Below are 24641 nucleotides of genomic sequence, written 5' to 3' on the forward strand. Positions count from 1 at the left end.
TGAGCAAGTCATACGTATTACGTCATAAGGAGGCGGAAAGAGATGAATGTTAAAAGGTGGGTTGCATTAATAGTAGCAGGTGTTCTTTTACTGTTTTCATTGGGGATTAATACCATTTTTGCGCTATTTAAAGCAGATTTCCTAGGTAATTTTGATAGTTTAATGGCAGGAAATAACTTAGATGTATATGAAAATGTAATCGAAGGGGATAATTTTGATAAAAGGATTGCCTATTTAAAGGTGGATGGCACGATCCAAGATATTGGCTCAAGTTCACTATGGCAGCCTGTTGCATATGATCATCAATTTTTCCTAGAACAATTGGATAGTATTTTGTACGATGATACGATTGAAGGAATTGTTTTAAGTGTTAACTCTCCTGGTGGAGGGGTAAAAGAATCTGCTGAAATTTATAAAAAGCTGTTAAAAATTAAAGAAGAAAGACAAATTCCAATTTATGTATCAATGGATTCAATGGCAGCATCTGGTGGTTATTATATTTCAGCTCCAGCAGACAAAATATTTGCACATCGTGATACAATAACAGGCTCAATTGGTGTTATCATGCAATCTATTAATTATCAAGCATTGGCTGAAAAAGTCGGTGTCAAATTCGAAACGTTTAAATCTGGTGAGCATAAGGATATGCTAAGTCCAATGCGTGATGTGACACCAGAGGAACGTGCAATGATGCAGGATATGATCAATGAAACATATGAAGAATTTGTGGATATCGTTGAACAAGGACGTAATATGTCAGAAGCCGATGTGAAGAAAGTGGCGGATGGCCGTATTCTTGGTGGTACAAAAGCACTTGAAGCTGGTTTAGTCGATGAAATTGGCGACGAAGAAGCTGCCATTGCAGCCTTACGCGCCGATTTTGGACTAGAAGATGCTGTATTATTTGAATATGCTTATGATATGGGCGGATGGCAATCATATGTTGGGATGAAAATTGGCTCCATGTTCGGTCCTTCAGCAGAGGAAAAAATGCTAATGAAAATTATGACAGATTACAATGCACCTAAAATGATGTATTTATACGGGGAATACTAAGGAGGGAGTTCAATGACAAACAATGAAGTTGTTATGCAAGGTTCACCCTCAATGGAAAATAACTTTTTTAACAATGGTACGGAAGATTTAGCAAGGCAAAAAAACTACACATTAAAAACAGCAGGCTTTTGGATTCGATTGTGGGCATTTTTATTGGATGGGTTTATTGTGTCTGCTGTAGTTGGAATACTCTTTAATCCTATCTTTTATTTAATGGATTGGTCCTTATCAGAATCAGTTTGGTATGCTCCAATCTCCATTATTTCAGCGGTTCTTTATTATAGTTATTTTGTCCTTATGACAAAATTCTTTGGTCAAACGCTAGGGAAGATGGTATTTGGATTACGTGTCATTTCATTAAAGCATGGTAACCTTACTTGGTCAGATGTATTATTCCGTGAATGGATTGGGCGTATTATTAATAATATTGTGATGCCTCTTTATATTTTGGTAGTTATTTTACCAGACAATCAAGGGCTGCATGACTATTTCGCCGATACAACAGTGGTGCATGAGAAAGTCTATATTGAAAAGAATTTAGTGCCACTTTCTATAGAGAAAAAAGATGAAAAGATAGCTTCTATTGAACAAGAGGGAAAACCTGAGCTAGAAAAACTAGAAGAAAAAAATGAACAATAAACAAGAGACTGTCTCAAACGATGAGACAGTCTTTTCTATTGCTAGCTAACACTTTGAATAAAGTAAGCTATCTTAGTTGCAATTAATTCCCTTCATTTAGTAATATTATGTACATATGATGATTAGGAGGCGTTTATATGGCACAAGTAACATTTAAAAATGGTCCAGTGACACTAGTAGGTAATGAAGTAAAGGTGGGCGATTTAGCACCAGCTTTTACAGTATTAGCGAATGACCTTTCACCTGTAACATTAAAAGATTCAGAGGGGAAAATTCGTTTATTTAGTGTTGTACCATCATTAGATACTGGTGTATGTGATGCTCAAACACGTCGTTTCAATGAAGAAGCAGCTAACTTAGGTGATAATGTAGTGATTTACACAGTATCTGTAGATCTTCCATTCGCTCAAAAACGTTGGTGTGGGGCAGCAGGTATTGATGCGGTTCAAACGGTTTCTGATCACCGCGACCTTTCATTTGGTGAGGCTTATGGCGTGTATATTCAAGAATTACGTCTTCTGACACGTGCTGTGTTTGTTGTGGATGAAAACAATAAAGTAACATATGTTGAGTATGTACCTGAGGCAACAGATCATCCAAACTATGAAGCGGCTATTGCAGCTGTCAAAGCACTAGCATAATGGCCTGCTTTTAGGCTAAGATAATACTAGACAAAGGGGCTGTGACGAGTGTTTGTCACGGCTCTTTTCTGCTTGAAAGGAAGTTATCTATGGAAAATATCGAGAAATTATTTGGTATGTTAAATGAGCATGCTGAAAAAATCGAAAAAGAGCACAATACAACTTTGTTAGAGGGGTTGCTAGATGGGCTAGAGGCATGGCTTGATGGCGAGGTTGATTTCTCACAAAAAGATGCAACGAAAGAGGATATTCGCAAGGCTATACAAATTGCCATTCTAAAAGGAATGCGTAAAAGCTCTCAACCAAACCATCAAATGACACCTGATACGTTAGGGTTATTAGTGGGCTATTTTGTTGAGCAAATCTTTGCTGAACGTCTTGAGCAAGAAAAAATATCGATTATGGATCCAGCAGTAGGTACGGGAAATTTATTGCTAACAGTTATGAATTTATTAGATGGAAAAGTCGAGGCTACAGGTGTAGAAGTAGATGAGCTACTTATACGTTTAGCGGCAGCTACAGCTGATTTAACAGAGCAGCCAATTTCTTTATATCGACAGGATGCCTTGCAAGATTTACTAGCAAATCCAGTTGATGCAGTTGTTTGTGATTTACCTGTTGGTTATTATCCAAATGAAGAAATTGCCCTTGAGTATGAATTGTGCTCGTCAGAGGGAATGAGCTATGCCCACCATTTATTTATGGAGCAATCTATGAATTATACAAAGGAAGGTGGCTACTTATTTTTCCTTGCGCCATCACATCTGTTTGATTCAGAGCAGTCTAAGCAACTTCACAAGTACATTCAAAAGCACGCTTGGATTCAAGCAATTATTCAGCTACCTGATTCCATGTTTGCTAATAAATCATTAGAAAAGAGCATTGTCATTTTGCAAAAGCAATCGAAGGAATGTCAATCACCTAAAGAAGTGCTTTTAGCAAAGGTACCAAATATGCAAAATAAACAAGCACTTGCCTTATTCTTTGAAAAAGTGAAAATGTGGAAAGAAGGCAAATAATTGCTCATAGAATTCAAAAAGGTATCCTACTGTAGGATACCTTTTTATGTATTGCTGATTAGTTTTCAGGTGTGCGGATTACAAGAACGTCACAATTAGCTGAACGTACAATTGCTTCAGATACTGAACCAATTAGGAAACGTTCTACTGCATTTAGACCTGTGGCACCACAAATGATTAGATCTGCGTCTACGATTTTAGAAAGCTCTTTAGTAATAATATTTTTTGGAGAACCATATTCGATGATTAGGTTAACGTTTGCGATACCTTCATCTTCAGCTTGCTTTTTGTAACCATTTAATAGTTCTTCAGAGAATGCTTGTGCACGTTCTGCAATAGAACGGTCGTATGCTTCGATTGCAGCGAATGAACGTGTATCAATAACATTTACTAAATTTAATACCGAACCTTCATTACGCTTCGCCACGTCAATTGATTTACGAAAGGCGTATTCAGCTTCCTTAGAACCGTCTACTGCAACCACAATGCTTTTATAATGATTAGCCATTTGAAAAACCTCCCTGATTTGTATATGTTGATTATACCAAATGATTTTCTAAAGGAAATACTTTCCGGAAGAAAAATTATGAAAAAGTGAAGGCATTTCATGAAGAAAATATAATTACTTCATTCCCACTATTTGCAGCGTGCAAACGTATTTTTGGCTTTCGGAATGGCTAGTTCCTATTGCTATAAGCTTCCTTTTTATTTTTTAAATATAGTAATTTATTAGCTGGAATTACCGTTTAAATATTTTGTATTTTGGAAATGTTAGAAATTTTATTTGTATTTACTTTAATTAAAGCTTTTTTTTTATTTGTTTGGTAATATGGAATTGCAAGGGGTGCATCTATTTTTAATTACATAAATGATGCTGATTTTTACGTAATGGAAGGGGATAGGGAACTATGAAAATTGGTATTCCAAAGGAAATTAAAAACAATGAAAATCGTGTAGCGATGACACCAGCAGGAGTTGTTACTTTAACACATGCAGGCCATGAGGTGTACATTGAAACTGGAGCAGGCTTAGGATCAAGCTTTACGGATGCTGATTATATTGCAGCTGGTGCTCATATTGTGAATACTGCTAAGGAAGCTTGGTCACAAGAGATGATTATGAAGGTGAAAGAGCCTGTAGCTTCTGAGTATAATTACTTTTATGAAGGTCAAATCCTATTTACTTACTTACACTTAGCGCCAGAGGTTGAATTGACTCAGGCACTTTTAAATAAAAAAGTTGTAGGGATTGCCTACGAAACCGTTCAATTAGCAAATGGTTCACTACCGTTATTAACACCAATGAGTGAAGTAGCAGGTAAAATGGCTACACAAATTGGTGCACAGTTCTTAGAGAGAAATCATGCTGGTAAAGGGATTTTACTTGGCGGTGTATCAGGTGTGCAACGCGGTAAAGTGACAGTCATCGGTGGTGGTATCGCGGGAACGAACGCTGCGAAAATCGCTGTTGGCATGGGAGCAGACGTAACAGTTATCGATTTAAGTCCTGAGCGTTTACGCCAATTAGAAGATATGTTTGGCCGTGATGTTCAAACTTTGATTTCTAATCCTTATAATATTGCAGAATCTGTGAAAACTTCCGATTTAGTAATTGGTGCCGTGTTAATTCCAGGCGCAAAAGCACCGAAGCTTGTGTCTGAAGAAATGATTCAATCAATGCAAGCTGGCTCTGTAGTAGTGGATATCGCTATTGACCAAGGTGGTATTTTTGCTTCTTCAGATCGTGTCACAACACATGATGATCCAACTTACGTAAAACACGGCGTTGTCCATTATGCAGTTGCGAATATGCCGGGAGCTGTACCACGTACATCAACAATTGCTTTAACAAATAATACAATTCCTTACGCACTTCAAATTGCAAATAAAGGCTATAAACAAGCTTGCCTAGACAATGCTGCACTAAAAAAAGGTGTGAATACATTAGATGGACAACTAGTATATAAAGCTGTAGCAGATTCACAAGGAATTCCATATGTCAATGTGGATGAGCTTATTCAATAATTTCCTGTAAAAATGAAAAATCCTTCGAGAAATTCACTCTCGAAGGATTTTGTTATTTTTCTTACAAACATTTCCCAAGTAAAGATCAACGACGCTTTTATAGGCAAGCTCTCAAAAATTTTGTGTTTGTCTACAGTCTGTAGGAAGACAAATTCGATGCTTCCTTTTTTATATTATAGAATGATTAAATCTTTCGGGAATTTTGTTAGTACTTCCACACCATCTTTTGTTACAACAACATCATCCTCAATACGTACACCTGTTACATCTGATTTATAAATACCAGGCTCAATCGTAAAGACCATGCCTTCTTCCATTGTCATATCATTTGTTCCTGTAACGGATGGGAATTCATGTACAGAGATGCCGAGACCATGTCCAAGACGATGTGTGAAATACTCTCCGAAACCTGCTTCTGTAATCGTATCGCGTGCAATTTTATCTAAGTCCATGGCACGAACACCAGGCTTCACAGCTGAAACAGCATTTTGGTTGGCCGCTAACACAGCGTGATATATTTCTTTTTGTGCTTCACTTGGCTCACCAAAGGCAACTGTACGCGTAATATCAGAGCAATAGCCATCATAAATGACACCAAGGTCAAATAGCACCATATCCCCTTTTTCTATTTTACGTGCGCCTGGATGACCATGAGGAGAGGCTGTTTTTGGTCCACTTAGTACCATTGTTTCAAAGGACATTTTACAGCCTTTATCTTGAATAGCATTTTCAATGGCTGTTAAAATTTCCATTTCTGTTTTACCTTCAGCAATTTCCTTGCAACCGATTTCAATAGCATAATCAGCTAACTCCGCAGCTTTGCGTAATTTGTCTAATTCACTTTCATCCTTAATTACGCGCATTGCATTAATTTTTTCGTCTAAACGTACAAAATTTGCTTGTGGGAAGGATTGCTGTAGTGCCTCTAAGCGTTCCACAATGAGCTGTGCTTTTTCAATGGCAAACGTAGTTGGTTGAATTTCACGTGATGTAATGGCTTGTGCAAGCACTTCCATCGAATTGTCAGTATCTTGGTGACCAATAACCTCATAAGACCAACCAGCCGCTTTTGCATCTGGAATCTCCATTTGCGGACAAATTAGAAAAGGTTCAGCATCTTTAAAAATCATGACACCTAGTAATCTCTCATGTGGATTACTTTTAAAGCCTGAAACGTAAAAAACATTGTCAGGTGTAGTGATAAATGCTGCATCAATGTGATTTTGCTGTAAATAACTTTGGATTTCTTCAACCTTTGACATAAATATGTCCTCCTTTTTAGTACATGGAAAATTTTAATGAGGAACCTTCGACTTTCTAAAGAAAAGGGCTGTTCCTTTTTCTCACTGAATAATTGTGATCTAACAAAGTATAAAATTGTTAGAGAGTGATACGATTATTCTCTGTACAAGCATATCAAAAAAAGGAAAAAAGCGCATGGGTAGCGAATTAAAATGGAGGGGTTGTCATTTATAAACGAGGAGGACATTAAGATGGAAATAAGCTATCATGGACATTCAATTGTCAAAATTCAAACAAATGGGAAAACAATTTTAATTGATCCTTTTATTAACGGTAATGGACAAACAGATTTAAAGGTTGTTGAAGAAGCACCAGATATTATTTTATTAACACATGGTCATAATGATCATGTTGGAGACACCATAGAACTAGCGAAGAAAAAAGATGCGCTAGTCATTGCTCCAAATGAATTAGCCAATTGGATTTCCTGGCAAGGAGTTAAAACACACCCAATGCATATTGGAGGGGCTAAGGAATTCGATTTTGGGAAGGTAAAGTTTACGCAGGCTTTCCATGGCTCTTCTTATGTAACAGATACAAAAGAAATTATTTATATGGGAATGCCAGCTGGGATATTACTATTTGTTGAAGGGCTAACGATTTATCATGCAGGTGACACAGCTCTATTTAGTGATATGAAATTAATTGGGGAGCGACATCCAATAGATATAGCATTCCTACCAATTGGTGATAATTTTACAATGGGTCCAGAAGACGCTGCATGCGCAGTTTCATTCTTACAGCCTAAAATAGTTGTACCTATTCATTACAATACATTCCCACCTATCGAGCAAGATCCACAGATTTTTGCTGATTTAGTACAAAACTCAGAGGTTCAAATTTTAAAAGCTGGTGAGAAAGTAAACTGTTTCTAATCGTTGATTATGCTGTACTATATGAATTGACACCACGCTGGTAGTTGGAATGATGGGGTTTTTTAAACAATTTGATCACTTTATATTAAATATTTTTATAAAAAATATGGTACACTAAGAGCAGAATTGAAGCTTAGGAAATAGGTGATATTTTGTCTACAAAACATGAGAAAATTTTACAATACATCGAGTCACTACCTGTGGGCGATAAAATTTCAGTACGTCAAATTGCGAAAGAAATGCAAGTGAGTGAAGGGACTGCATATCGTGCTATAAAAGAAGCAGAAAACCGTCGCTTAGTAAGTTCAATTGAACGTGTTGGAACAATTCGTATTGAAAAGAAAAAGAAAGAAAACATTGAACGTTTAACTTTTGCAGAAATTGTCAACATCGTAGATGGTCAAGTTTTAGGTGGAAAATCAGGTCTACATAAAACGTTAACGAAATTTGTTATAGGGGCAATGCAATTAGAAGATATGATGCGGTATACAGATGCGGGTAGCTTATTGATTGTAGGGAATCGTTTTAAAGCCCATGAAAATGCACTTCGAGCAGGTGCTGCTGTTTTAATTACAGGGGGTTTTGATACAACAGATGCCAATAAACAACTGGCTGATTCATTAGATTTACCTATAATTTCAACTAGCTATGATACGTTTACTGTAGCAACGATGATTAACCGAGCTATTTATGATCAGCTCATCAAAAAGGATATTTTATTTATTGAAGATATTTATGTTCCAATGACTGACACAGCAGCGTTAAAAAATGATGAGACCATCCGTCATTTCCAGAAGTTAAATGAACGCACCACACATGGTGCATTTCCAGTTGTCACTCATCAAAATAAACTTGTCGGAATGATTACTGTAAAAGACGTTATTGGTCGAGAAGAAAATGAGTTAGTTGAAAAGGTTATGACGAAGAATCCAATTGCTGGTTCCATGAAAATGAGTGTTGCTTCAGCTGGGCATCGTATGATTTGGGAAGGGATTGATCTGTTACCTATCGTAGATGACGACAACATTTTACAGGGTGTCATTAGTCGTCAGGACGTGCTTAAAGCATTGCAGCTAGCTCAAAGGCAGCCACAGCATGGTGAAACTATAGATGATTTAGTGAAAAATGAGATGAAGGTACTTGGTGATGATGAGCTGGTCGTGGAATTTAAAGTTACACCTCAAATGACAAATCAATACGGGGCAATTTCTTACGGTGCTTTCACCACTCTACTTGCTGAAGTGGGTTCATTTGCATTAAAGCGTCGCAAACGAGGGGATGCAGTAGCTGAGAATATGACCATTTATTTTATTAAACCGGTACAGATGGAAAGTACACTTACAGTCAAGCCACGAATTTTAGACATGAGTCGTAAGTTTGTGAAAATGGATTTTGAAGTGTATAATCAACAAATACTTGTTGGTAAGGCAATGATGATGTTCCAGCTTTTAGAACGTTAAGTATTAAAAGGGATGGCCTAGCGCAATTGCTTGGTCATCCCTTTGTTACATATTATCGATTAATGCGGAATTCTTCTTCAACAAATTGACCATAATGACGCGCTTTTTTCGTATTTTCTACTACGACAAAGATGCCTAGCACGACAAGAATTGCTACAATTACAAATGTATATAAGCTAGGGAATAAATAGGCTTGATTAAATCCGAAAAACAGTAGGAAGGAACCGAAGCCGATATTCGCCTTACTTTTATACCAATTTTTAGCGATTGGTAATGATGAACGGAACTGTTTTGTTTTAAAATAAAAATAAAAGACAAAAGATATAATTATCGCAAACACAAATATTAAATTGAGCATAGTAAACCTCCTAGCATAACTAGACATTATTGTAACGATAATTCTGGAAAAATGCTAACGGTTCTTACTATCATTTTGGAGGAATTTATTGTGAAAAGACAAATCATCGACACAATTGCTGCCTATGAAACAATCATTATTCATCGTCATGTACGACCAGATCCAGATGCTTATGGCTCACAACAAGGATTAAAAGAATTGATTTTAACAAATTATCCAGATAAAAAGGTTTTTGCTGTAGGTGAGCATGATACTTCCTTAACATTTATGGCACAGCCTGATCAAGTAGCTGATGATGTTTATGACCATGCTTTAGTAATTGTGACTGACACGGCCAATACCGAACGTGTTGACGATCCACGCTATACTAAGGGGAAAATGATTATTAAAATTGATCATCACCCTAATGATGATGCCTATGGTGACCTTTTATGGGTCGATACGACAGCAAGTTCTTGCAGTGAAATGATTTACGAACTGTATGAGGAAGGTAAGGAAGTGGCTAACTGGCAAATGTCTGATACTGCTGCACGATTATTATTTGCTGGAATTGTAGGAGATACAGGTAGATTCCAATTCCCAAGTACTACGGCTAAAACATTTAAAGTGGCTGCAGACCTGATTACATATGATTTTGATCGAAATCAAATTTTTGATGGTATGTATGAAATGGAGCAAAAACTGCTTAATTTACAAGGTTATATTTATCAAAACTTTAAAATGGATGAATATGGAGCAGCTCATGTGAAGCTAACAAAAGAATTATTAGCAGAACATGATATTGTACCGTCAGAAGCATCACTGCTAGTAGGTTGCCTAGGTAGTGTTAAGGGGATTTGCTCGTGGGTTGTATTCATTGAAGAGGTAGATCAAATTCGTGTACGTTTACGTTCGAAGGGTCCTATTATTAATACATTAGCAAAAGAGTTTAATGGTGGTGGACATCCGCTGGCTTCTGGAGCTACGGCTTATTCATGGAAAGAAGCAGATAACGTCATCACAAGATTACAAGAGATTTGTAAAGCGTATCATTAAAAAGAAAAGGAAGGGATTCATTTGACACATGTATACACAAAGATGCATACGAGCGCGGATTTATTGAAAAGCACAATTCGGCTTGAGCAATTGATTCCTTTTTTACTAGAACAAAAGACGCAGGCCTGTGCAATCGTAAATACGAAATTGTACGGGCTTTTGCCTTTTTGTAAAGCCATGCAGCAAGCAAAAATACATGCCGTCATGGGGCTTTCTGTTAATGTGCAATGGCATGACACAACGCTTCCTCTTGTACTGTATGCACAGTCTCAGGAGGGCTATCAACAGTTATTGAAAATTAGCAGTGCGGCTTCAATTAGGGAAGACGGAGTGCTACCTTGGAAATGGCTAGAGGGCTATGCAGCAGGCTGCTTGGCATTGCTTTCATCCGATGATTTAGCCGAATTAAAAGATTGGCATGGAGTAGTATCTGCCTTAGCTCATCTCTTTCAGCATCACTTTTATATGGGAATTACCAGACCTGGAGGGGTGGCGCTAGCTAATGAGAATGAGCTTGTAGAGTGGTGTGAGGGACAGAGGATTCCACTTGTAGCTGTTCAGAGCTGTTATTTTTTACGACCTGAAGATCATTTTGCATACGAAGTAGCAAGAGCAATCGATACGGGAGACAAGCTTGGAGATACGATGCTAACAGCTAAATTACAGGGTTATTTTGCACCAACAGCACAAGAGTGGCAAAGTTGGTTTACTGATCGACCAGAATGGCTTGAGACCTGTGGACAAATGCTTGCTAGCTGTCGTGCTATCATTCCTGAAATGTCTGTACAAATGCCTAAATTTCCTGTGCCAGTAGGTGAAACAGCTGAGAGTTTACTTGTTAAAGAAGCATTTTCTGGATTAGAGGAACGATTTAACCAGCTGGACATTCCGTATGGTTACCGAGAAAGACTACAATATGAGCTTGAAATAATATGTTCAATGGGCTTCGCTGATTATTTTTTAGTTGTAGCTGATTTTATGCGCTTTGCCAAAGACAATCGCATTTTAACTGGACCAGGTCGTGGTTCCTCCGCTGGGTCACTAGTTGCCTATAGTCTAGCTATTACGCAAGTAGATCCACTCGCCTATGGTTTATTATTTGAACGATTTTTAAACCCTGAACGGATATCCTTACCTGATATTGATATTGATTTTGTCGATAGTAAACGACATCAAGTGATTCAGTACGTTGCACAAAAATATGGTAAAGGCAATGTCGCCCAAATCATTACATTCGGTACATTGTCTGCCAAAGCAGTGGCTCGAGATGTCGCAAGAGTATTTGGTTTTGGTGCAGAGGTATTAGAGAAAATTTCAAAAATGATTCCGAATAAACCGGGGATTACATTGCAAAAGGCTTTAGAAGAATCATATGATTTACAGGGGTGGCTCTCTGAGGATCACCAGCATCAGCGTTGGTTCGAAGTAGCGCAAAAATTAGAAGGTCTACCTAGAAATTCCTCTACCCATGCGGCAGGCATCGTTATTGCTCCTTCCTCCTTAGTCAATACAGTCCCTATTGAGGATGGACATGAAGGCATATATTGCACACAATGGCCGATGGGTGATGTAGAGGCGAGCGGACTTGTCAAAATGGATTTTTTAGGTTTACGCAATCTAACTATTTTAGAGCAAATTCGTTGGTCCATTTATAAAGCGGGTGGACCTTGGATTGATTTTGAACGAATTCCTATGCATGATGAAAAAACTTTTCAATTATTGCAAAGTGGTGATACATCAGGTATTTTCCAATTAGAATCGGAAGGAATGAAACAAGCATTACGAGACATTCATCCTACACAATTTTTAGATATTGTGGCTGTGAACGCACTTTATCGTCCGGGTCCAATGGAATTTATACCTGTCTATGCTAGACGAAAAGCCGGTAAAGAATTAGTGGTTATGCCTCACCCTGTGTTAGAGCCAATTCTACAAGAGACTTTTGGTGTTATTGTCTATCAAGAGCAGATTATCAAGATTGCCTCTGTGCTAGCAGGATTTTCAATGGGTCAAGCAGATTTACTTCGCCGTGCCGTTAGCAAAAAAAATCGTCAAGTCCTGGAGGAGCAACAGGTTACCTTTGTACAAGGGGCATTAAAACAAGGCTATGATCAGCATGTGGCGACAGAGGTGTATGAATTAATTGTCCGCTTTGCTGATTACGGATTTCCTAAAAGTCATGCTGTAGCTTATAGTATTATTTCTTATCAAATGGCTTATTTAAAGGCACATTTCCCTCAAAGCTTTTATGCTGCATTATTATCTAATGCAACGGGAAATGTAGATAAAATTCAACAGCTAGTACAAGAGGCCAAAGACAAAGGTATCCCGTTTTATCCACCTTCATTAAAGGACAGTACAAAATATTTTACGGTTGAGCAGGAGGGGATCCGTTATAGTTTAGCAGGGATTAAAGGCGTCCCTCATACTTTTATTGAAAGTATCAATACATTGCGCCAAACGAACCCTCCGGCATTATATAACCTTTTTGATTTAGCTGTGGCATTAAGTGCACAGCATTTTAAACCGAAAGTAATAGAATCATTAATTTATGCTGGAGCCCTAGATTATCTAGAAAAGGACCGTGCAGTACTAATCATGACAATAGATGCTGCCTTAAAACACGCTGAACTACTACGGCCAAATGAGGATATTGATATATCAACTGCTACAGAATTTAACTTTGGAAAGCCAAAATATATGCAAGTTGATGATATGCCACAAAAGGAAAAATTGATACATGAGAAGGAAAGTTTAGGCTTTTACATTTCTGCCCATCCGGTTACGCAAGAAAGACCATATTGGGCTGATGTGAATTGTACAAGTCGTGAATTAAAGCAAATGCGAGATGGTACGTATGTGAAAATGATTGGTGTCATGGAAGAAGTAAAAAAAATTCGTACCAAAAAAGGGGAGCAGATGGCCTTTGTCCAGTTACAGGATGAGCATGGATCTGTTTCTGCTACATTATTTCCACAAGTTTTTCAATTCGTTCAAGATTTGTTAGTAGAAGATGAAATTCTGGTTGTAGAAGGGAATCTAGAAAGACGTTTTGGAAAACCACAAATTAAAGTAAAACATGCGCAAGCGACGAAAAAGATATGAAATGAAACAAGAATTAAGAAACTGCATTGAATTTTATGCAGTTTTTTCTTTACTTTTTAACAGTTATTCTGTAAGCTAGAGTCAACGTTAAAAAGTGGTCAGACCACTTTTCTGATAAGGGGAGTTAGTCGTATGGATAAAAAAACCGAACAAAAAAAAGTGTTTTTAGAAATCGTCCAACAACTACGTCAACTCATTAAAATGGAAAAAATACAAGCAGGTGAAAAGCTTCCCTCCGAACGAGTCTTATCGGAGCGTCTAGGTGTCGGGCGATCCTCTGTCAGAGAGGCATTGCGAAGTCTAGAATTACTAGGTCTTATTGAAACGAGGCATGGTGGTGGTACTTTTCTTGCTTCCACACATAAGCATCAGCTTGTAGAAATACTGTCGATGTTTATATTAGAAGATGAAAAATCGAAAAAAGATGTCGAATTTACGCGACAAATTCATGAAAAGGAAGCTATTCGCGTAATAAGTTGTACAGAGATTCTTCGCACACTACCTGTGTGGGATAGTTTTTTTGTGAAACTAGAATTAGAAGGTATGATTAATTGTCGTGATATATTGCGAGAACTTCTAATCACAACAGGCAATCGTTTATCATTAAAAATCTGGTTTCAGTTGGCAGCTTACGATGGCGACCGTTTAAATCGAAACTCAACAGAAGATGAAAAAATAATCATTCAAACCATGTTGAAATCGATGCAGCTAGGGTACGAAAAAGAAGCACTAAAAGCTTATGAGCAGTGGATGAGTACTGTACAAAGCACTTAGACAACAACAAAGGGGGAGTCAAACATGGCAATACGTAGCTTATTTAGTGGTAACCGAAAAAAGAAAGAGGATGGACAGGAAAAAGCATTTCCAGAAGGATTAATGACAAAATGTCCTGAATGCCGCCATATTCAATTAACGAAAGAACTAGAAAAAAATCATAAAGTGTGTACGAAATGTAGTCATCATTTCAAAATGACTGCACAAGAACGTGTAGACTACTTCTTGGATGAAGGTTCATTTGTTTCGATGGATGACCATTTACAAACAAGCAATCCATTAAACTTCCCAGCATATGTGGAGAAAATTTCAGCTGACCAAGAAAAAACGGGCTTGAATGAAGCTGTGCTAACGGGTGTTGGTACATTAGACGGAGAGGAAATTGTTGTGGCCATTATGGATTCTCACTTCCGTATGGGTTCCATGGGTTCAGTTGTGGGCGAAAAAATTACTCGTGCAGTAGAAAAAGCAACTGAATTAGGTGTGCCTTTTATTATCTTTACGGCTAGTGGTGGTGCACGTATGCAAGAAGGTGTACTATCTTTAATGCAAATGGCAAAAACAAGTGTTGCTTTAAAGCGTCATAGTGATCAAGGCTTATTGTTTATTTCTATTTTAACGCATCCTACAACTGGTGGGGTTTCAGCAAGCTTTGCCTCTGTAGGTGATATAAATATTGCAGAACCACAAGCATTGATTGGCTTTGCTGGTCGTCGTGTCATTGAAGAAACTGTAAGAGAAAAACTACCGAATGATTTCCAAACAGCCGAATTTTTATTAGAGCATGGCCAATTGGATGCCATTTTCCCTCGCAAAGATTTACGTAAACAAGTTTCATTACTTGTAAAAATGCATACGAAAGGCGGCGTGCAACATGTCTAAAAATTTAGCTTTTGAAGAACCAGTTATCCAACTACGAGAAAAAATTGATGAATTAAAAACAATTGCTACTGAAGCAGATGTAGATATGACAGGTGAGATTGAGAAATTAGAAACACGGTTATCACAATTAGAGCAATCTATTTATGCGAATATGAAGCCGTGGGATCGTGTGCAAGTAGCAAGACATCCAGAAAGACCTACTACTTTACAATATATTGAAGCGATATGTGAGAATTTTATTGAGTTGCATGGAGATCGTACTTTTGGTGATGATGCTGCAATCCTTGGTGGAATTGGTATTTTTGAAGGGCAACCTGTAACAATAATCGGACACCAACGTGGGAAATCTACAAAAGAAAATATACGACGTAATTTTGGTATGCCTCACCCAGAAGGGTATCGTAAAGCCTTACGTTTGATGAAGCAAGCAGAAAAATTCAAACGGCCAATTATTTGTTTTATCGATACAAAAGGTGCTTATCCAGGTAAAGCTGCAGAAGAACGAGGGCAAAGTGAAGCAATTGCTAGAAACCTTGTTGAAATGGCAGGCTTAACAGTTCCAGTCATCAGTATTGTGATTGGAGAAGGAGGAAGTGGCGGTGCCTTAGCATTAGGTGTAGCAAACCGTGTCTTTATGCTTGAAAACTCAACATATTCCGTTATTTCTCCAGAAGGAGCAGCGTCGATTTTATGGCGTGATGGTAGCCTTGCTAAGCAAGCGGCTGAAGCAATGCGAATAACAGCACCGGATTTAAAAGAGCTTGGTGTTATAGATGGTATCATCCCTGAGATTATTGGTGGTGCGCATCGCAATGTAGCAAAACAGGCACTTTATATTAAAGAATGCATTAGCACTACACTTCATGCATTAAATTCTCTAAATGGAGAACAATTAATTAACGATCGTTATGAAAAGTTCAAAAAAATCGGACAATATACAGAAGTATAAAACCATTTTTTAAGGCTTTCTTTTGATAGCATCAACAATTATGGGGATATGAATTTGCTCGTTAAGAGACAAAAATTGTTTCTTAACCTATTAAAAAGCTATAAAAAATAAAGAAGCTAGGTACGCAATCTGAACGTCAGACTTCTTGAAAAAATGTTAGATTTAGGATGTTTTTGGATGGAAAGAGTGTGTGAAAGCGCATTCTTTTCATTTTTTATGTAAAAGTTATGTTTTTGTATCATCAGAACCCTTACATAGTTTGTTTTTTCATGTTAATGTGAATAATAATAGTAACTGCAGGAGGTTCGACAATGAAAAAAATTGCTGTATTAACTAGTGGTGGAGATGCGCCTGGAATGAACGCAGCTATTCGAGCGGTTGTTCGTAAGGCAGCATTCCATGGAATTGATGTTGTCGGAATTAAACATGGTTATGAGGGCTTAGTAAAAGGTTATTTAGAAGAACTTGATCTAGGCTCAGTTGGTGGTATTATTCAGCGTGGTGGTACCCATTTAAATTCTGCCAGATGTCCAGAATTTAAAGAAGATGCCGTGCAACAACAAGGAATTGAAAACTTACGAGCTGCCGGAATAGAAGGTCTTGTTGTCATTGGTGGTGATGGTTCTTATAGAGGGGCTATGGATCTAGTGAAAAAAGGCTTCCCTGCTGTAGGTGTACCAGGGACTATCGATAATGATGTTCCAGGGACGGAATATACGATAGGCTTTGATACGGCACTCAATACAGTAGTAGAATCCATCGATAAAATCCGAGACACAGCTACTTCACATGAAAATTCCTTCATAGTTGAGGTTATGGGTCGTGATGCAGGGGATATTGCTTTATGGGCAGGGCTTGCTGCGGGTGCTGAAACAGTTTTAATTCCAGAAGAGGATTATGATTTAGATGATATTGTGGCACGCTTAGATCGTGGTGCAGCACGTGGGAAGAAGCATAGTATTATTATTGTGGCAGAAGGTGTTATGTCTGGAAATGAACTAGCTAAGCTGATAAAAGAAAAGACTGGAAAAGAAACTAGAGTTTCGGTGTTAGGTCATATTCAGCGTGGCGGTTCACCAACTGCACGTGATCGCGTATTGGCAAGTCAGTTTGGCGCACATGCAGTGGAGTTACTAATGGAAGGCAAGTATGGCCGAGCAGTAGGTATTCGCAATCATCAAGTTATTGATTATGATATGCCTGAGGCCTTTGAAAAGAATCATGAGGCAGATGTAAGTCTATACACGCTTATGAAAGAACTATCAATATAATTTGTTATAAACGGAGTGGGCAAAAAATGAGAAAAACAAAAATCGTATGTACAATTGGACCTGCAAGTGAGTCATCAGAAACATTAGAAAAATTAATTGAAGCAGGTATGAATGTAGCCCGCTTGAATTTTTCACATGGCTCTCATGAAGAGCATGCGGGGCGAATTCATTTAATTCGTGAAGTGGCACAAAAGTTAAATAAACCAGTAGGAATTTTATTAGACACAAAAGGTCCTGAAATTCGTACGCATAACATGAAAAATGGTGAGCTTCATTTAACAGCTGGTCAAGTGATTGATATTTCAATGACTGAAGTGGAAGGCACGGAGACAAGCTTCTCTGTTACGTATGAGCAATTAGTAGAAGATGTTGAACAAAACTCCATTATTTTACTTGATGATGGTCTTATTCAATTACGTGTATTAGCTACAGATGTTGAAAAAGGTTTAATTCATACGATTGTAGAAAATGCTGGTGTATTAAAAAATAAAAAGGGTGTTAACGTACCAGGTGTATCTGTACAGCTTCCAGGTATTACAGAAAAGGATGCACAGGATATTTTATTTGGTATTGAGCAAGGCGTTGACTTCATTGCTGCCTCATTCGTTCGTCGCGCAAAAGATGTACTAGAAATTCGTGAGTTGCTTGAGCAAAATGGCGGTGGGCATATCCAAATCATTCCTAAAATTGAAAACCAAGAGGGTGTCGATAATATAGATGAGATTATCCTTGTGTCTGATGGATTAATGGTAGCACGTGGAGATCTTGGTGTTGAAATTCCAGCAGAAGAAGTACCACTTGTACAAAAGAAATTAATTTTAAAATGTAATCAAGTAGGGAAACCCGTTATTACGGCCACTCAAATGTTGGATTCAATGCAACGTAACCCACGTCCAACACGTGCAGAAGCAAGTGATGTAGCGAATGCAATCATTGATGGTACAGATGCGATTATGTTGTCAGGAGAAACTGCTGCAGGTCTATATCCAGTGGAGTCAGTACAAACCATGAATAAAATTGCTCAACGTACTGAAAATTCGTTAGATTATAAATCGATTGTTTCTACACGTAGTCGTGAAAAAGAAGCCAATATGACAGAAGCTATTTCACAAGCAGTCGCGTATACATCCATTAATTTAGGTGTTAAAGCCGTATTAGCACCAACAGAAAGTGGTAATACAGCTAGAATGATTGCCAAATATCGACCTGGTGTACCAATTGTTGCAGTAACAGGCTCAACAAATACAGCCCAAACATTAACTTTAGTATGGGGTGTGCATCCAATTGTTTGCCAACGTGTTACAACAACAGATGAGATTTTAGAATTAGCTGTGGATGAAAGCTTGAAGCATGGTTTCGTCACACATGGTGATGCTGTTGTAATTACAGCAGGTGTGCCTGTTGGAGAAGCAGGAACAACAAACCTAATGAAAGTACACATTATTGGCGATTTACTTGCTCGTGGTCAAGGAATTGGCAAGGCATCCGTTGTAGGTAAAACGGTAATCGCTAAAAATGCAGCTGAAGCACTTGCTTATGATACAGAAGGAAGTATTCTTGTAACAGTGGGTTCAGACCGTGAAATGATGCCAGCAATAGAAAATTGTATAGGGCTAATTACTGAAGAAGGTGGACTAACGAGTCATGCTGCAGTAGTTGGACTAAGTCTTGGTATCCCTGTAATTGTTGGTGTAAAAGAAGCAACAACATTATTACGCCATGGTCAAGAAATTACGATGGATGCTGAAACAGGCGTTATCTATAAAGGACATGCTAGCGTTCTTTAATAATAAACAAAAAGCTCTAGTGTGATTTGTTGTACTAGAGCTTTTTAATAAGGGTTGTACAAATTAACTATATTAAGTGCTATATGGAAAGCTTCTTATTATATCTCCATTAATAAACAAAAGTGATTTGGTATTATTTGATGAGAGGCATTCATTTTTTTATGAAACTAAATGGGCTATAATAACGTATATAAGGTATACCTTTTCAAGTAGAAAGGAGAAAAATATGCGAAAAATTTTTCTTGGTTTCATTGTCTACGCATTAGCCGAATTGGCGTTATTAATAGTTATTGGACAAAACATTGGTGTTTTAAGTACATTATTACTCATTATTGTCACTAGTGTACTTGGGATTTATGTAATGAAAAATAAAGGTATGAATTCTGTCCAAAGTGTAAAAAATACATTAGCACGTGGAGAGGCTCCGGGATCTGCGTTGGTAGATACATTATTAACTTTTAGTGGTGGGCTACTTTTAGCATTACCAGGGTTTATTACAGATATTACTGGCTTACTACTGCTCCTGCCTTTTTCACGAAAAATGTTCCAACCAGTTGTCTATTATTGGATGCGTAAAAAAATGAAAAAAGGTCAATTTATTATCGTTCAAAGATAGAGTTTTCTTTTAGCTTAACTGCTAAAAATAAAAAGATAGGGCTAAGTAATATTCCATAAAAGCCAAATAATAGAATAGAGGCGGCGCTGATGAAAAATGTATGGAATGTACGTAATTGAAGCGTGTTGGACCAAAGCATGGAGTCAGCTAGCTGCCTTGTTAATTGTACAAATAAATACAACAGTAAAATGGCTACACATAAAAATGTATTACCATTGAAATAAAAATAAATACTCATCGGTACAAGAAATACACCAATACCGAAAAATGGCAGTACATCTGCAAAAGCGACAATAAAAGCTTTAATAATAGCTTGTTCAAACTGAAGGATCATAAAGCCTCCACAAAGAATAAGTAAGGTAATTGTAAATAATTGAAATTCCACAAATATAAAATAATGAAAAAGTTGCATGATTTTCGCAAAATGTGATTGCCACTCATGACGATATTTCTTTGGCACATATTGAAAAAACCAATAGCGTGATTTACGTGTTTCAAGTAAAGCGAAATAATAAGCTACCAAGAAAATGAATACCTCAATGACATGTTTCATTAATAATTGGAAAAGATCAGCTGTATATATAATGATCGAATCAAATATAGAAAGTGATTTCTCCTTTAAAACTTGTATAAACATCGATTCATATTCACTGAAAAGTGGGAAGTTTTGTAATGTATTACGAATCTCCGGAAAGATGACAATTACACTGTTGATGGATATGACAACAAGCAAAAAAATACAAGTTAAAATCAATACCTCCACAATTATTGCTGCTATCCAATAGGCGATCCTACAATATTTATGCAAAAAATTTATGATAGGATACGTCGAAAATGATAAAAAAATCGCGAGTGAAACTGGCAGCACGAACCAAAGTATGACTAAATAAAAGATAAACAGTAAAATACTTGTGGTTCTTTCGTATGAAAAATACTTTAAATTCCTCATTTTAACAAAATCACCTCAAATCATAATGTCAAAAAATACAAAAAAAACTCTTTAGGGCATATATATAGTCGTTCGGACGTCTTTTTCTTTATTTGGAGGATTTTCATTCACAAAGCTGTCAAAAATGATTATAATAGCAATGTAAGCGATTTACTTAATGGTTCATATGAGCAAAATCCGTAAATGCAAGAAAAAAACGCATTTACAACAAAATATAAATATGAGGGAGCGATAATTTATGTCAGCAACTAAAGGTTTAGAAGGTATCGTAGCAGCGGAATCTAAAATCAGTTCAATTATCGATGACACACTTACATATGTTGGTTACAACATTGATGATTTAGCACAAAATGCGTCATTTGAAGAGGTAATTTACTTGTTATGGCATACTCGTTTACCAAAAGCGGACGAGCTAGCTGAATTAAAACAACAATTGGCAGACAATATGTCAATTCCGCAAGCGATTGTCGACCAATTCAAAACATACCCACTTTCAACTGTACATCCAATGGCTGCACTACGTACTGCAGTATCTTTACTTGGTGTATTCGATGAAGAAGCGGATGTTATGGACCCAGAAGCAAACTACCGTAAAGCAATTCGTCTTCAAGCTAAAATTGCTACAGTAGTGACTGCATTTGCGCGTGTTCGTAAAGGTTTAGAACCAGTTTCACCAAAACCTGAACTAGGATATGCGGCAAACTTCTTATACATGCTTAAAGGCGAAGAGCCAGCAGATATTGAAATTGAAGCTTTCGACAAAGCATTAGTATTGCATGCTGACCATGAGTTAAATGCATCTACATTCACTGCACGTGTATGTGTAGCTACATTATCAGATGTTTATTCAGGGGTAACTGCGGCAATCGGCGCGTTAAAAGGGCCACTTCATGGTGGAGCAAATGAGCAAGTTATGAAAATGTTAACTGAAATTGGCTCACTTGAAAATGTTGAATCTTACATTCAAAATAAATTAGACAACAAAGAAAAAATCATGGGCTTCGGTCACCGTGTATATCGCAAAGGCGACCCTCGTGCACCACATTTACGCGTAATGTCTAAAAAATTAACTGAACTAACTGGTAAACCAGAGCTTTATGAAATGTCAGTTAAAATCCATGACATGATCGTAGAACAAAAGAAATTACCAGCTAACGTAGATTTCTTCTCTGCGTCAGTGTATGATTCTTTAGGTATTGATCATGACCTGTTCACACCAATTTTCGCAGTATCACGTACTTCAGGTTGGGTGGCACACATCCTTGAGCAATATGCAAATAACCGCCTAATCCGTCCACGTGCTGAGTATGTTGGACCAGGCATGCAAAAATATGTTCCAATCAGCGAGCGCTAATTTGGAAAATATGCTAGAATGTTTGGGACTGTGTTATCACTAACACAGTCCTATGATTATGAATTTAGGAGGCAACAGAATGTCAAACAAAATTGTAGTTGAAAATGGCGTACTTAATGTACCAAATAATCCAGTAATTCCTTTCATCGAAGGTGATGGAATTGGTCCAGATATCTGGGCAGCAGCATCACGCGTAATCGACGCAGCAGTAGAAAAAGCTTATAACGGTGAAAAGAAAATTGAATGGTTAGAAGTTTTAGCTGGTGAAAAAGCATTTAACCAAACTGGTGAATGGTTACCACAAGAAACTTTAGACAAAATTAATGAATACTTAATTGCAATCAAAGGTCCTCTTACTACACCAATCGGTGGTGGTATCCGCTCTCTTAACGTAGCATTACGTCAACAACTTGACTTATATGTATGCTTACGCCCAGTACGTCACTTTGATGGAGTGCCTTCTCCAGTTAAACGCCCAGAAGACGTTGATATGGTTATCTTCCGCGAAAACACAGAAGACATCTACGCTGGTATTGAATTCGAATCTGGTTCAGAACAAGCTCAAAAAATCATCAACTTCCTACAATCTGAATTTGGTGTAAATCAAATCCGCTTCCCAGAAACTTCTGGTATCGGTGTAAAACCTGTATCTAAAGAAGGTACTGAGCGTTTAGTACGTTCTGCTATTGAATATGCAATTAAACATAAACGCCCATCTGTTACTTTAGTTCATAAAGGTAACATCATGAAATTCACTGAAGGTGGATTCAAAAAATGGGGTTATGAATTAGCAGAAAAAGAATTTGCTGATCAAACTTTCACTTGGAATCAATACGATGCAATCAAAGCTGAACAAGGTGAAGAAGCAGCAAACAAAGCACAATCTGATGCTTTAGCAGCAGGTAAAATCTTAGTAAAAGATTCTATCGCAGATATCTTCTTACAACAAATCTTAACTCGTCCAACTGAGTTCGATGTAGTAGCTACAATGAACTTAAATGGTGACTATATTTCTGATGCACTTGCTGCACAAGTTGGTGGTATCGGTATCGCTCCAGGAGCTAACATTAACTATGTAACTGGACATGCGATCTTCGAAGCTACTCACGGTACAGCTCCAAAATATGCTGGTTTAGATAAAGTAAACCCATCTTCAGTATTACTTTCAGGTGTATTAATGCTTGAACACTTAGGATGGCAAGAGGCTGCTGACATGATCACTAAATCTGTTGAGCAAACAATTTCTTCTAAAGTTGTAACTTATGACTTTGCTCGTTTAATGGATGGCGCTACAGAAGTGAAATGTTCAGAATTCGCTAATGAGTTAATCAAAAACTTATAATTTTCTATTCTGATATAGAAATTTTCACGTAAAAGTGTGCTTATAAATGCCGATATAATTAGGGTAAAAGTGAATTTTCGTTAAATAAAATATTTACGATGAACTTGTTTAATCGAGGGAGTGAGATGTATTTCTCCTCCCTCTTTTAAAATATATAACCCCATTTTAAAGGAGCGTATTCAAATGTCTCTGAAACGTAAAAAATTATCAGTAATCGGTGGAGGATTTACAGGTGCTACAGCAGCGTTCTTAGCAGCTCAGAAAGAACTTGGTGACGTTGTATTAGTAGATATCCCTCAAGCAGAAAATCCTACAAAGGGAAAAGCTTTAGATATGTGGGAAGCAGCGCCTATACAAGGGTATGATGCGTATGTAAAAGGTACTTCCGATTATGCGGATACAGCGGATTCTGACGTAGTCATTATTACAGCTGGAGTAGCCCGTAAACCAGGTATGAGTCGTGATGATCTTGTACAAATCAACCAAGGCGTCATGAAAACGGTGTCCAAAGAGATTGCCAAACATTCACCAAATGCCACAATTATCGTACTTACCAATCCAGTGGATGCCATGACCTATACAGTCTATAAAGAAACTGGTTTCCCAAAAAATCGTGTGATCGGACAATCCGGTGTTCTTGATACGGCGCGTTTCTGTGCATTTGTCGCAGAAGAGTTGAATGTGTCAGTGAAAGACATTACTGGTTTTGTATTAGGTGGTCATGGAGATACGATGGTGCCTTTAACACGTTATTCGTTTGCAGGTGGTATTCCATTAGAATCATTAATCTCTTCTGAACGTCTAGAAGCAATTGTAGATCGCACACGTAATGGTGGTGCTGAAATCGTTAACTTACTTGGTAACGGTTCAGCGTACTATGCACCTGCTGCAGCATTGATTGAAATGGCAGAAGCTATTATAAAAGATCAGAAGCGTATTCTTCCATCTATTGCTTATTTAGAAGGTGAATATGGCTATAGCGATTTATATCTGGGTGTTCCTACATTACTTGGCGAAAATGGTATTGAAAAAATCTTTGAGCTTGAGTTAACAGACAAAGAAAAAGAAGCTTTAGACCAATCGGCAGATGCAGTACGCAGCGTGATGAAAATTCTAGTTTAGGTTAATAATGTCCGACTCAAGGTGCTGTCCGTCAGAAACTTTAGGGGAGCATATCGATCTCTCTTTATTTCAGCTATTGAA

22 protein-coding genes are annotated in these 24641 nt (G+C 37.5%); 18 read left to right on the forward strand and 4 right to left on the reverse strand.

Features of this window, described 5'->3' with window-relative positions; genetic code table 11:
• Positions 1-42: 42 nt before the first annotated feature.
• The 4 genes from sppA (at position 43) to ACOZBY_RS05655 (ending at position 3355) form a co-directional block, all read left to right on the forward strand.
• Positions 43-1056, forward strand: a complete 1014-nt coding sequence (sppA, locus tag ACOZBY_RS05640; RefSeq protein WP_012295637.1) for a signal peptide peptidase SppA — start codon at positions 43-45, stop codon at positions 1054-1056.
• A 12-nt stretch (positions 1057-1068) separates the two neighbouring features.
• Positions 1069-1695 carry an RDD family protein gene (locus tag ACOZBY_RS05645; RefSeq protein ID WP_012295636.1) on the forward strand — a complete coding sequence of 209 codons (627 nt, stop codon included), beginning with the start codon at positions 1069-1071 and terminating at the stop codon, positions 1693-1695.
• Positions 1696-1832: 137 nt separating this feature from the next.
• Positions 1833-2336, forward strand: a complete 504-nt coding sequence (tpx, locus tag ACOZBY_RS05650; protein ID WP_012295635.1) for a thiol peroxidase — start codon at positions 1833-1835, stop codon at positions 2334-2336.
• An 89-nt stretch (positions 2337-2425) separates the two neighbouring features.
• Complete coding sequence (locus ACOZBY_RS05655; protein ID WP_012295634.1) at positions 2426-3355, forward strand: class I SAM-dependent methyltransferase; 930 nt, start codon at positions 2426-2428, stop codon at positions 3353-3355.
• A 58-nt stretch (positions 3356-3413) separates the two neighbouring features.
• Here the strand turns inward: ACOZBY_RS05655 and ACOZBY_RS05660 are convergent, their stop codons facing one another.
• Positions 3414-3863, reverse strand: coding sequence for a universal stress protein (locus tag ACOZBY_RS05660; protein WP_008176818.1), 450 nt, complete (start codon positions 3861-3863; stop codon positions 3414-3416).
• Between the two features lie 400 nt (positions 3864-4263).
• On the opposite strand from ACOZBY_RS05660, the gene ald reads away from it, so the two are divergent.
• Positions 4264-5379, forward strand: a complete 1116-nt coding sequence (gene ald, locus ACOZBY_RS05665) for an alanine dehydrogenase (RefSeq protein ID WP_031418618.1) — start codon at positions 4264-4266, stop codon at positions 5377-5379.
• Positions 5380-5552: 173 nt separating this feature from the next.
• Here the strand turns inward: ald and ACOZBY_RS05670 are convergent, their stop codons facing one another.
• Positions 5553-6641: a M24 family metallopeptidase gene (locus ACOZBY_RS05670; protein ID WP_012295632.1), complete on the reverse strand. Its 1089-nt coding sequence runs from the start codon at positions 6639-6641 to the stop codon at positions 5553-5555.
• A 231-nt stretch (positions 6642-6872) separates the two neighbouring features.
• On the opposite strand from ACOZBY_RS05670, the gene ACOZBY_RS05675 reads away from it, so the two are divergent.
• Both ACOZBY_RS05675 and ACOZBY_RS05680 read left to right on the forward strand, forming a co-directional pair.
• Complete coding sequence (locus ACOZBY_RS05675; protein WP_281486938.1) at positions 6873-7556, forward strand: metal-dependent hydrolase; 684 nt, start codon at positions 6873-6875, stop codon at positions 7554-7556.
• Between the two features lie 152 nt (positions 7557-7708).
• Positions 7709-9016, forward strand: a complete 1308-nt coding sequence (locus ACOZBY_RS05680) for a DRTGG domain-containing protein (protein ID WP_031418621.1) — start codon at positions 7709-7711, stop codon at positions 9014-9016.
• A gap of 52 nt (positions 9017-9068) precedes the next feature.
• Here the strand turns inward: ACOZBY_RS05680 and ACOZBY_RS05685 are convergent, their stop codons facing one another.
• Positions 9069-9374 (reverse strand): YtpI family protein, encoded by a 306-nt coding sequence (locus ACOZBY_RS05685; protein WP_031418622.1) that lies wholly within the window; start codon positions 9372-9374, stop codon positions 9069-9071.
• A gap of 90 nt (positions 9375-9464) precedes the next feature.
• Between ACOZBY_RS05685 and ACOZBY_RS05690 the strand changes: the two genes are divergently transcribed.
• The 8 genes from ACOZBY_RS05690 (at position 9465) to ACOZBY_RS05725 (ending at position 19793) form a co-directional block, all read left to right on the forward strand.
• Entirely contained in the window at positions 9465-10409 is a 945-nt protein-coding gene (locus ACOZBY_RS05690; protein WP_031418623.1) for a DHH family phosphoesterase, read from the forward strand.
• Positions 10410-10430: 21 nt separating this feature from the next.
• On the forward strand, positions 10431-13514 hold the full coding sequence (gene dnaE, locus ACOZBY_RS05695) for a DNA polymerase III subunit alpha (RefSeq protein ID WP_281486939.1): 3084 nt from the start codon (positions 10431-10433) through the stop codon (positions 13512-13514).
• 132 nt (positions 13515-13646) lie between these two features.
• Positions 13647-14288 (forward strand): FadR/GntR family transcriptional regulator, encoded by a 642-nt coding sequence (locus ACOZBY_RS05700; protein WP_012295626.1) that lies wholly within the window; start codon positions 13647-13649, stop codon positions 14286-14288.
• A 24-nt stretch (positions 14289-14312) separates the two neighbouring features.
• Positions 14313-15170 (forward strand): acetyl-CoA carboxylase, carboxyltransferase subunit beta, encoded by an 858-nt coding sequence (gene accD, locus ACOZBY_RS05705; protein ID WP_012295625.1) that lies wholly within the window; start codon positions 14313-14315, stop codon positions 15168-15170.
• Positions 15163-16119, forward strand: a complete 957-nt coding sequence (locus tag ACOZBY_RS05710; RefSeq protein WP_012295624.1) for an acetyl-CoA carboxylase carboxyltransferase subunit alpha — start codon at positions 15163-15165, stop codon at positions 16117-16119. The genes accD and ACOZBY_RS05710 overlap by 8 nt, the downstream gene beginning before the upstream one ends.
• 311 nt (positions 16120-16430) lie before the next feature.
• Positions 16431-17390, forward strand: coding sequence for a 6-phosphofructokinase (gene pfkA, locus ACOZBY_RS05715; RefSeq protein ID WP_031418625.1), 960 nt, complete (start codon positions 16431-16433; stop codon positions 17388-17390).
• A gap of 26 nt (positions 17391-17416) precedes the next feature.
• Positions 17417-19177 (forward strand): pyruvate kinase, encoded by a 1761-nt coding sequence (pyk, locus tag ACOZBY_RS05720; RefSeq protein WP_031418626.1) that lies wholly within the window; start codon positions 17417-17419, stop codon positions 19175-19177.
• 226 nt (positions 19178-19403) lie between these two features.
• Positions 19404-19793, forward strand: a complete 390-nt coding sequence (locus tag ACOZBY_RS05725; protein WP_281486940.1) for an FxsA family protein — start codon at positions 19404-19406, stop codon at positions 19791-19793.
• Here ACOZBY_RS05725 and ACOZBY_RS05730 read toward each other — a convergent pair.
• Positions 19777-20742 carry an AI-2E family transporter gene (locus tag ACOZBY_RS05730; RefSeq protein ID WP_036162296.1) on the reverse strand — a complete coding sequence of 322 codons (966 nt, stop codon included), beginning with the start codon at positions 20740-20742 and terminating at the stop codon, positions 19777-19779. The two genes, ACOZBY_RS05725 and ACOZBY_RS05730, sit on opposite strands and share 17 nt — an antisense overlap.
• Positions 20743-20980: 238 nt before the next feature.
• On the opposite strand from ACOZBY_RS05730, the gene citZ reads away from it, so the two are divergent.
• The 3 genes from citZ to mdh all read left to right on the forward strand — a co-directional run bounded on the left by citZ (position 20981) and on the right by mdh (position 24560).
• Positions 20981-22096: a citrate synthase gene (gene citZ / locus ACOZBY_RS05735; protein WP_025114482.1), complete on the forward strand. Its 1116-nt coding sequence runs from the start codon at positions 20981-20983 to the stop codon at positions 22094-22096.
• 79 nt (positions 22097-22175) lie between these two features.
• The gene (gene icd, locus ACOZBY_RS05740) at positions 22176-23438 is read left to right on the forward strand and encodes an NADP-dependent isocitrate dehydrogenase (protein WP_031418629.1); all 1263 of its coding nucleotides are present in this window, start codon (positions 22176-22178) and stop codon (positions 23436-23438) included.
• Between the two features lie 183 nt (positions 23439-23621).
• Positions 23622-24560 carry a malate dehydrogenase gene (gene mdh, locus ACOZBY_RS05745; protein ID WP_281486941.1) on the forward strand — a complete coding sequence of 313 codons (939 nt, stop codon included), beginning with the start codon at positions 23622-23624 and terminating at the stop codon, positions 24558-24560.
• The last annotated feature ends 81 nt before the right edge of the window (positions 24561-24641 follow it).

Origin of the sequence: Lysinibacillus sp. NPDC056220 (genome assembly GCF_049315265.1) — a bacterium.
Lineage (GTDB): Bacteria > Bacillota > Bacilli > Bacillales_A > Planococcaceae > Lysinibacillus > Lysinibacillus pinottii.

Excerpts from the sequence above, each read along its gene's own strand:
- sppA (WP_012295637.1), top strand. The coding sequence starts at position 43 with ATGAATGTTAAAAGGTGGGTTGCATTAATAGTAGCAGGTGTTCTTTTA.
- ACOZBY_RS05645 (WP_012295636.1), top strand. The coding sequence starts at position 1,069 with ATGACAAACAATGAAGTTGTTATGCAAGGTTCACCCTCAATGGAAAAT.
- tpx (WP_012295635.1), top strand. The coding sequence starts at position 1,833 with ATGGCACAAGTAACATTTAAAAATGGTCCAGTGACACTAGTAGGTAAT.
- ACOZBY_RS05655 (WP_012295634.1), top strand. The coding sequence starts at position 2,426 with ATGGAAAATATCGAGAAATTATTTGGTATGTTAAATGAGCATGCTGAA.
- ACOZBY_RS05660 (WP_008176818.1), bottom strand. The coding sequence starts at position 3,863 with ATGGCTAATCATTATAAAAGCATTGTGGTTGCAGTAGACGGTTCTAAG.
- ald (WP_031418618.1), top strand. The coding sequence starts at position 4,264 with ATGAAAATTGGTATTCCAAAGGAAATTAAAAACAATGAAAATCGTGTA.
- ACOZBY_RS05670 (WP_012295632.1), bottom strand. The coding sequence starts at position 6,641 with ATGTCAAAGGTTGAAGAAATCCAAAGTTATTTACAGCAAAATCACATT.
- ACOZBY_RS05675 (WP_281486938.1), top strand. The coding sequence starts at position 6,873 with ATGGAAATAAGCTATCATGGACATTCAATTGTCAAAATTCAAACAAAT.
- ACOZBY_RS05685 (WP_031418622.1), bottom strand. The coding sequence starts at position 9,374 with ATGCTCAATTTAATATTTGTGTTTGCGATAATTATATCTTTTGTCTTT.
- ACOZBY_RS05700 (WP_012295626.1), top strand. The coding sequence starts at position 13,647 with ATGGATAAAAAAACCGAACAAAAAAAAGTGTTTTTAGAAATCGTCCAA.
- accD (WP_012295625.1), top strand. The coding sequence starts at position 14,313 with ATGGCAATACGTAGCTTATTTAGTGGTAACCGAAAAAAGAAAGAGGAT.
- ACOZBY_RS05710 (WP_012295624.1), top strand. The coding sequence starts at position 15,163 with ATGTCTAAAAATTTAGCTTTTGAAGAACCAGTTATCCAACTACGAGAA.
- pfkA (WP_031418625.1), top strand. The coding sequence starts at position 16,431 with ATGAAAAAAATTGCTGTATTAACTAGTGGTGGAGATGCGCCTGGAATG.
- pyk (WP_031418626.1), top strand. The coding sequence starts at position 17,417 with ATGAGAAAAACAAAAATCGTATGTACAATTGGACCTGCAAGTGAGTCA.
- ACOZBY_RS05725 (WP_281486940.1), top strand. The coding sequence starts at position 19,404 with ATGCGAAAAATTTTTCTTGGTTTCATTGTCTACGCATTAGCCGAATTG.
- ACOZBY_RS05730 (WP_036162296.1), bottom strand. The coding sequence starts at position 20,742 with ATGAGGAATTTAAAGTATTTTTCATACGAAAGAACCACAAGTATTTTA.
- citZ (WP_025114482.1), top strand. The coding sequence starts at position 20,981 with ATGTCAGCAACTAAAGGTTTAGAAGGTATCGTAGCAGCGGAATCTAAA.
- icd (WP_031418629.1), top strand. The coding sequence starts at position 22,176 with ATGTCAAACAAAATTGTAGTTGAAAATGGCGTACTTAATGTACCAAAT.
- mdh (WP_281486941.1), top strand. The coding sequence starts at position 23,622 with ATGTCTCTGAAACGTAAAAAATTATCAGTAATCGGTGGAGGATTTACA.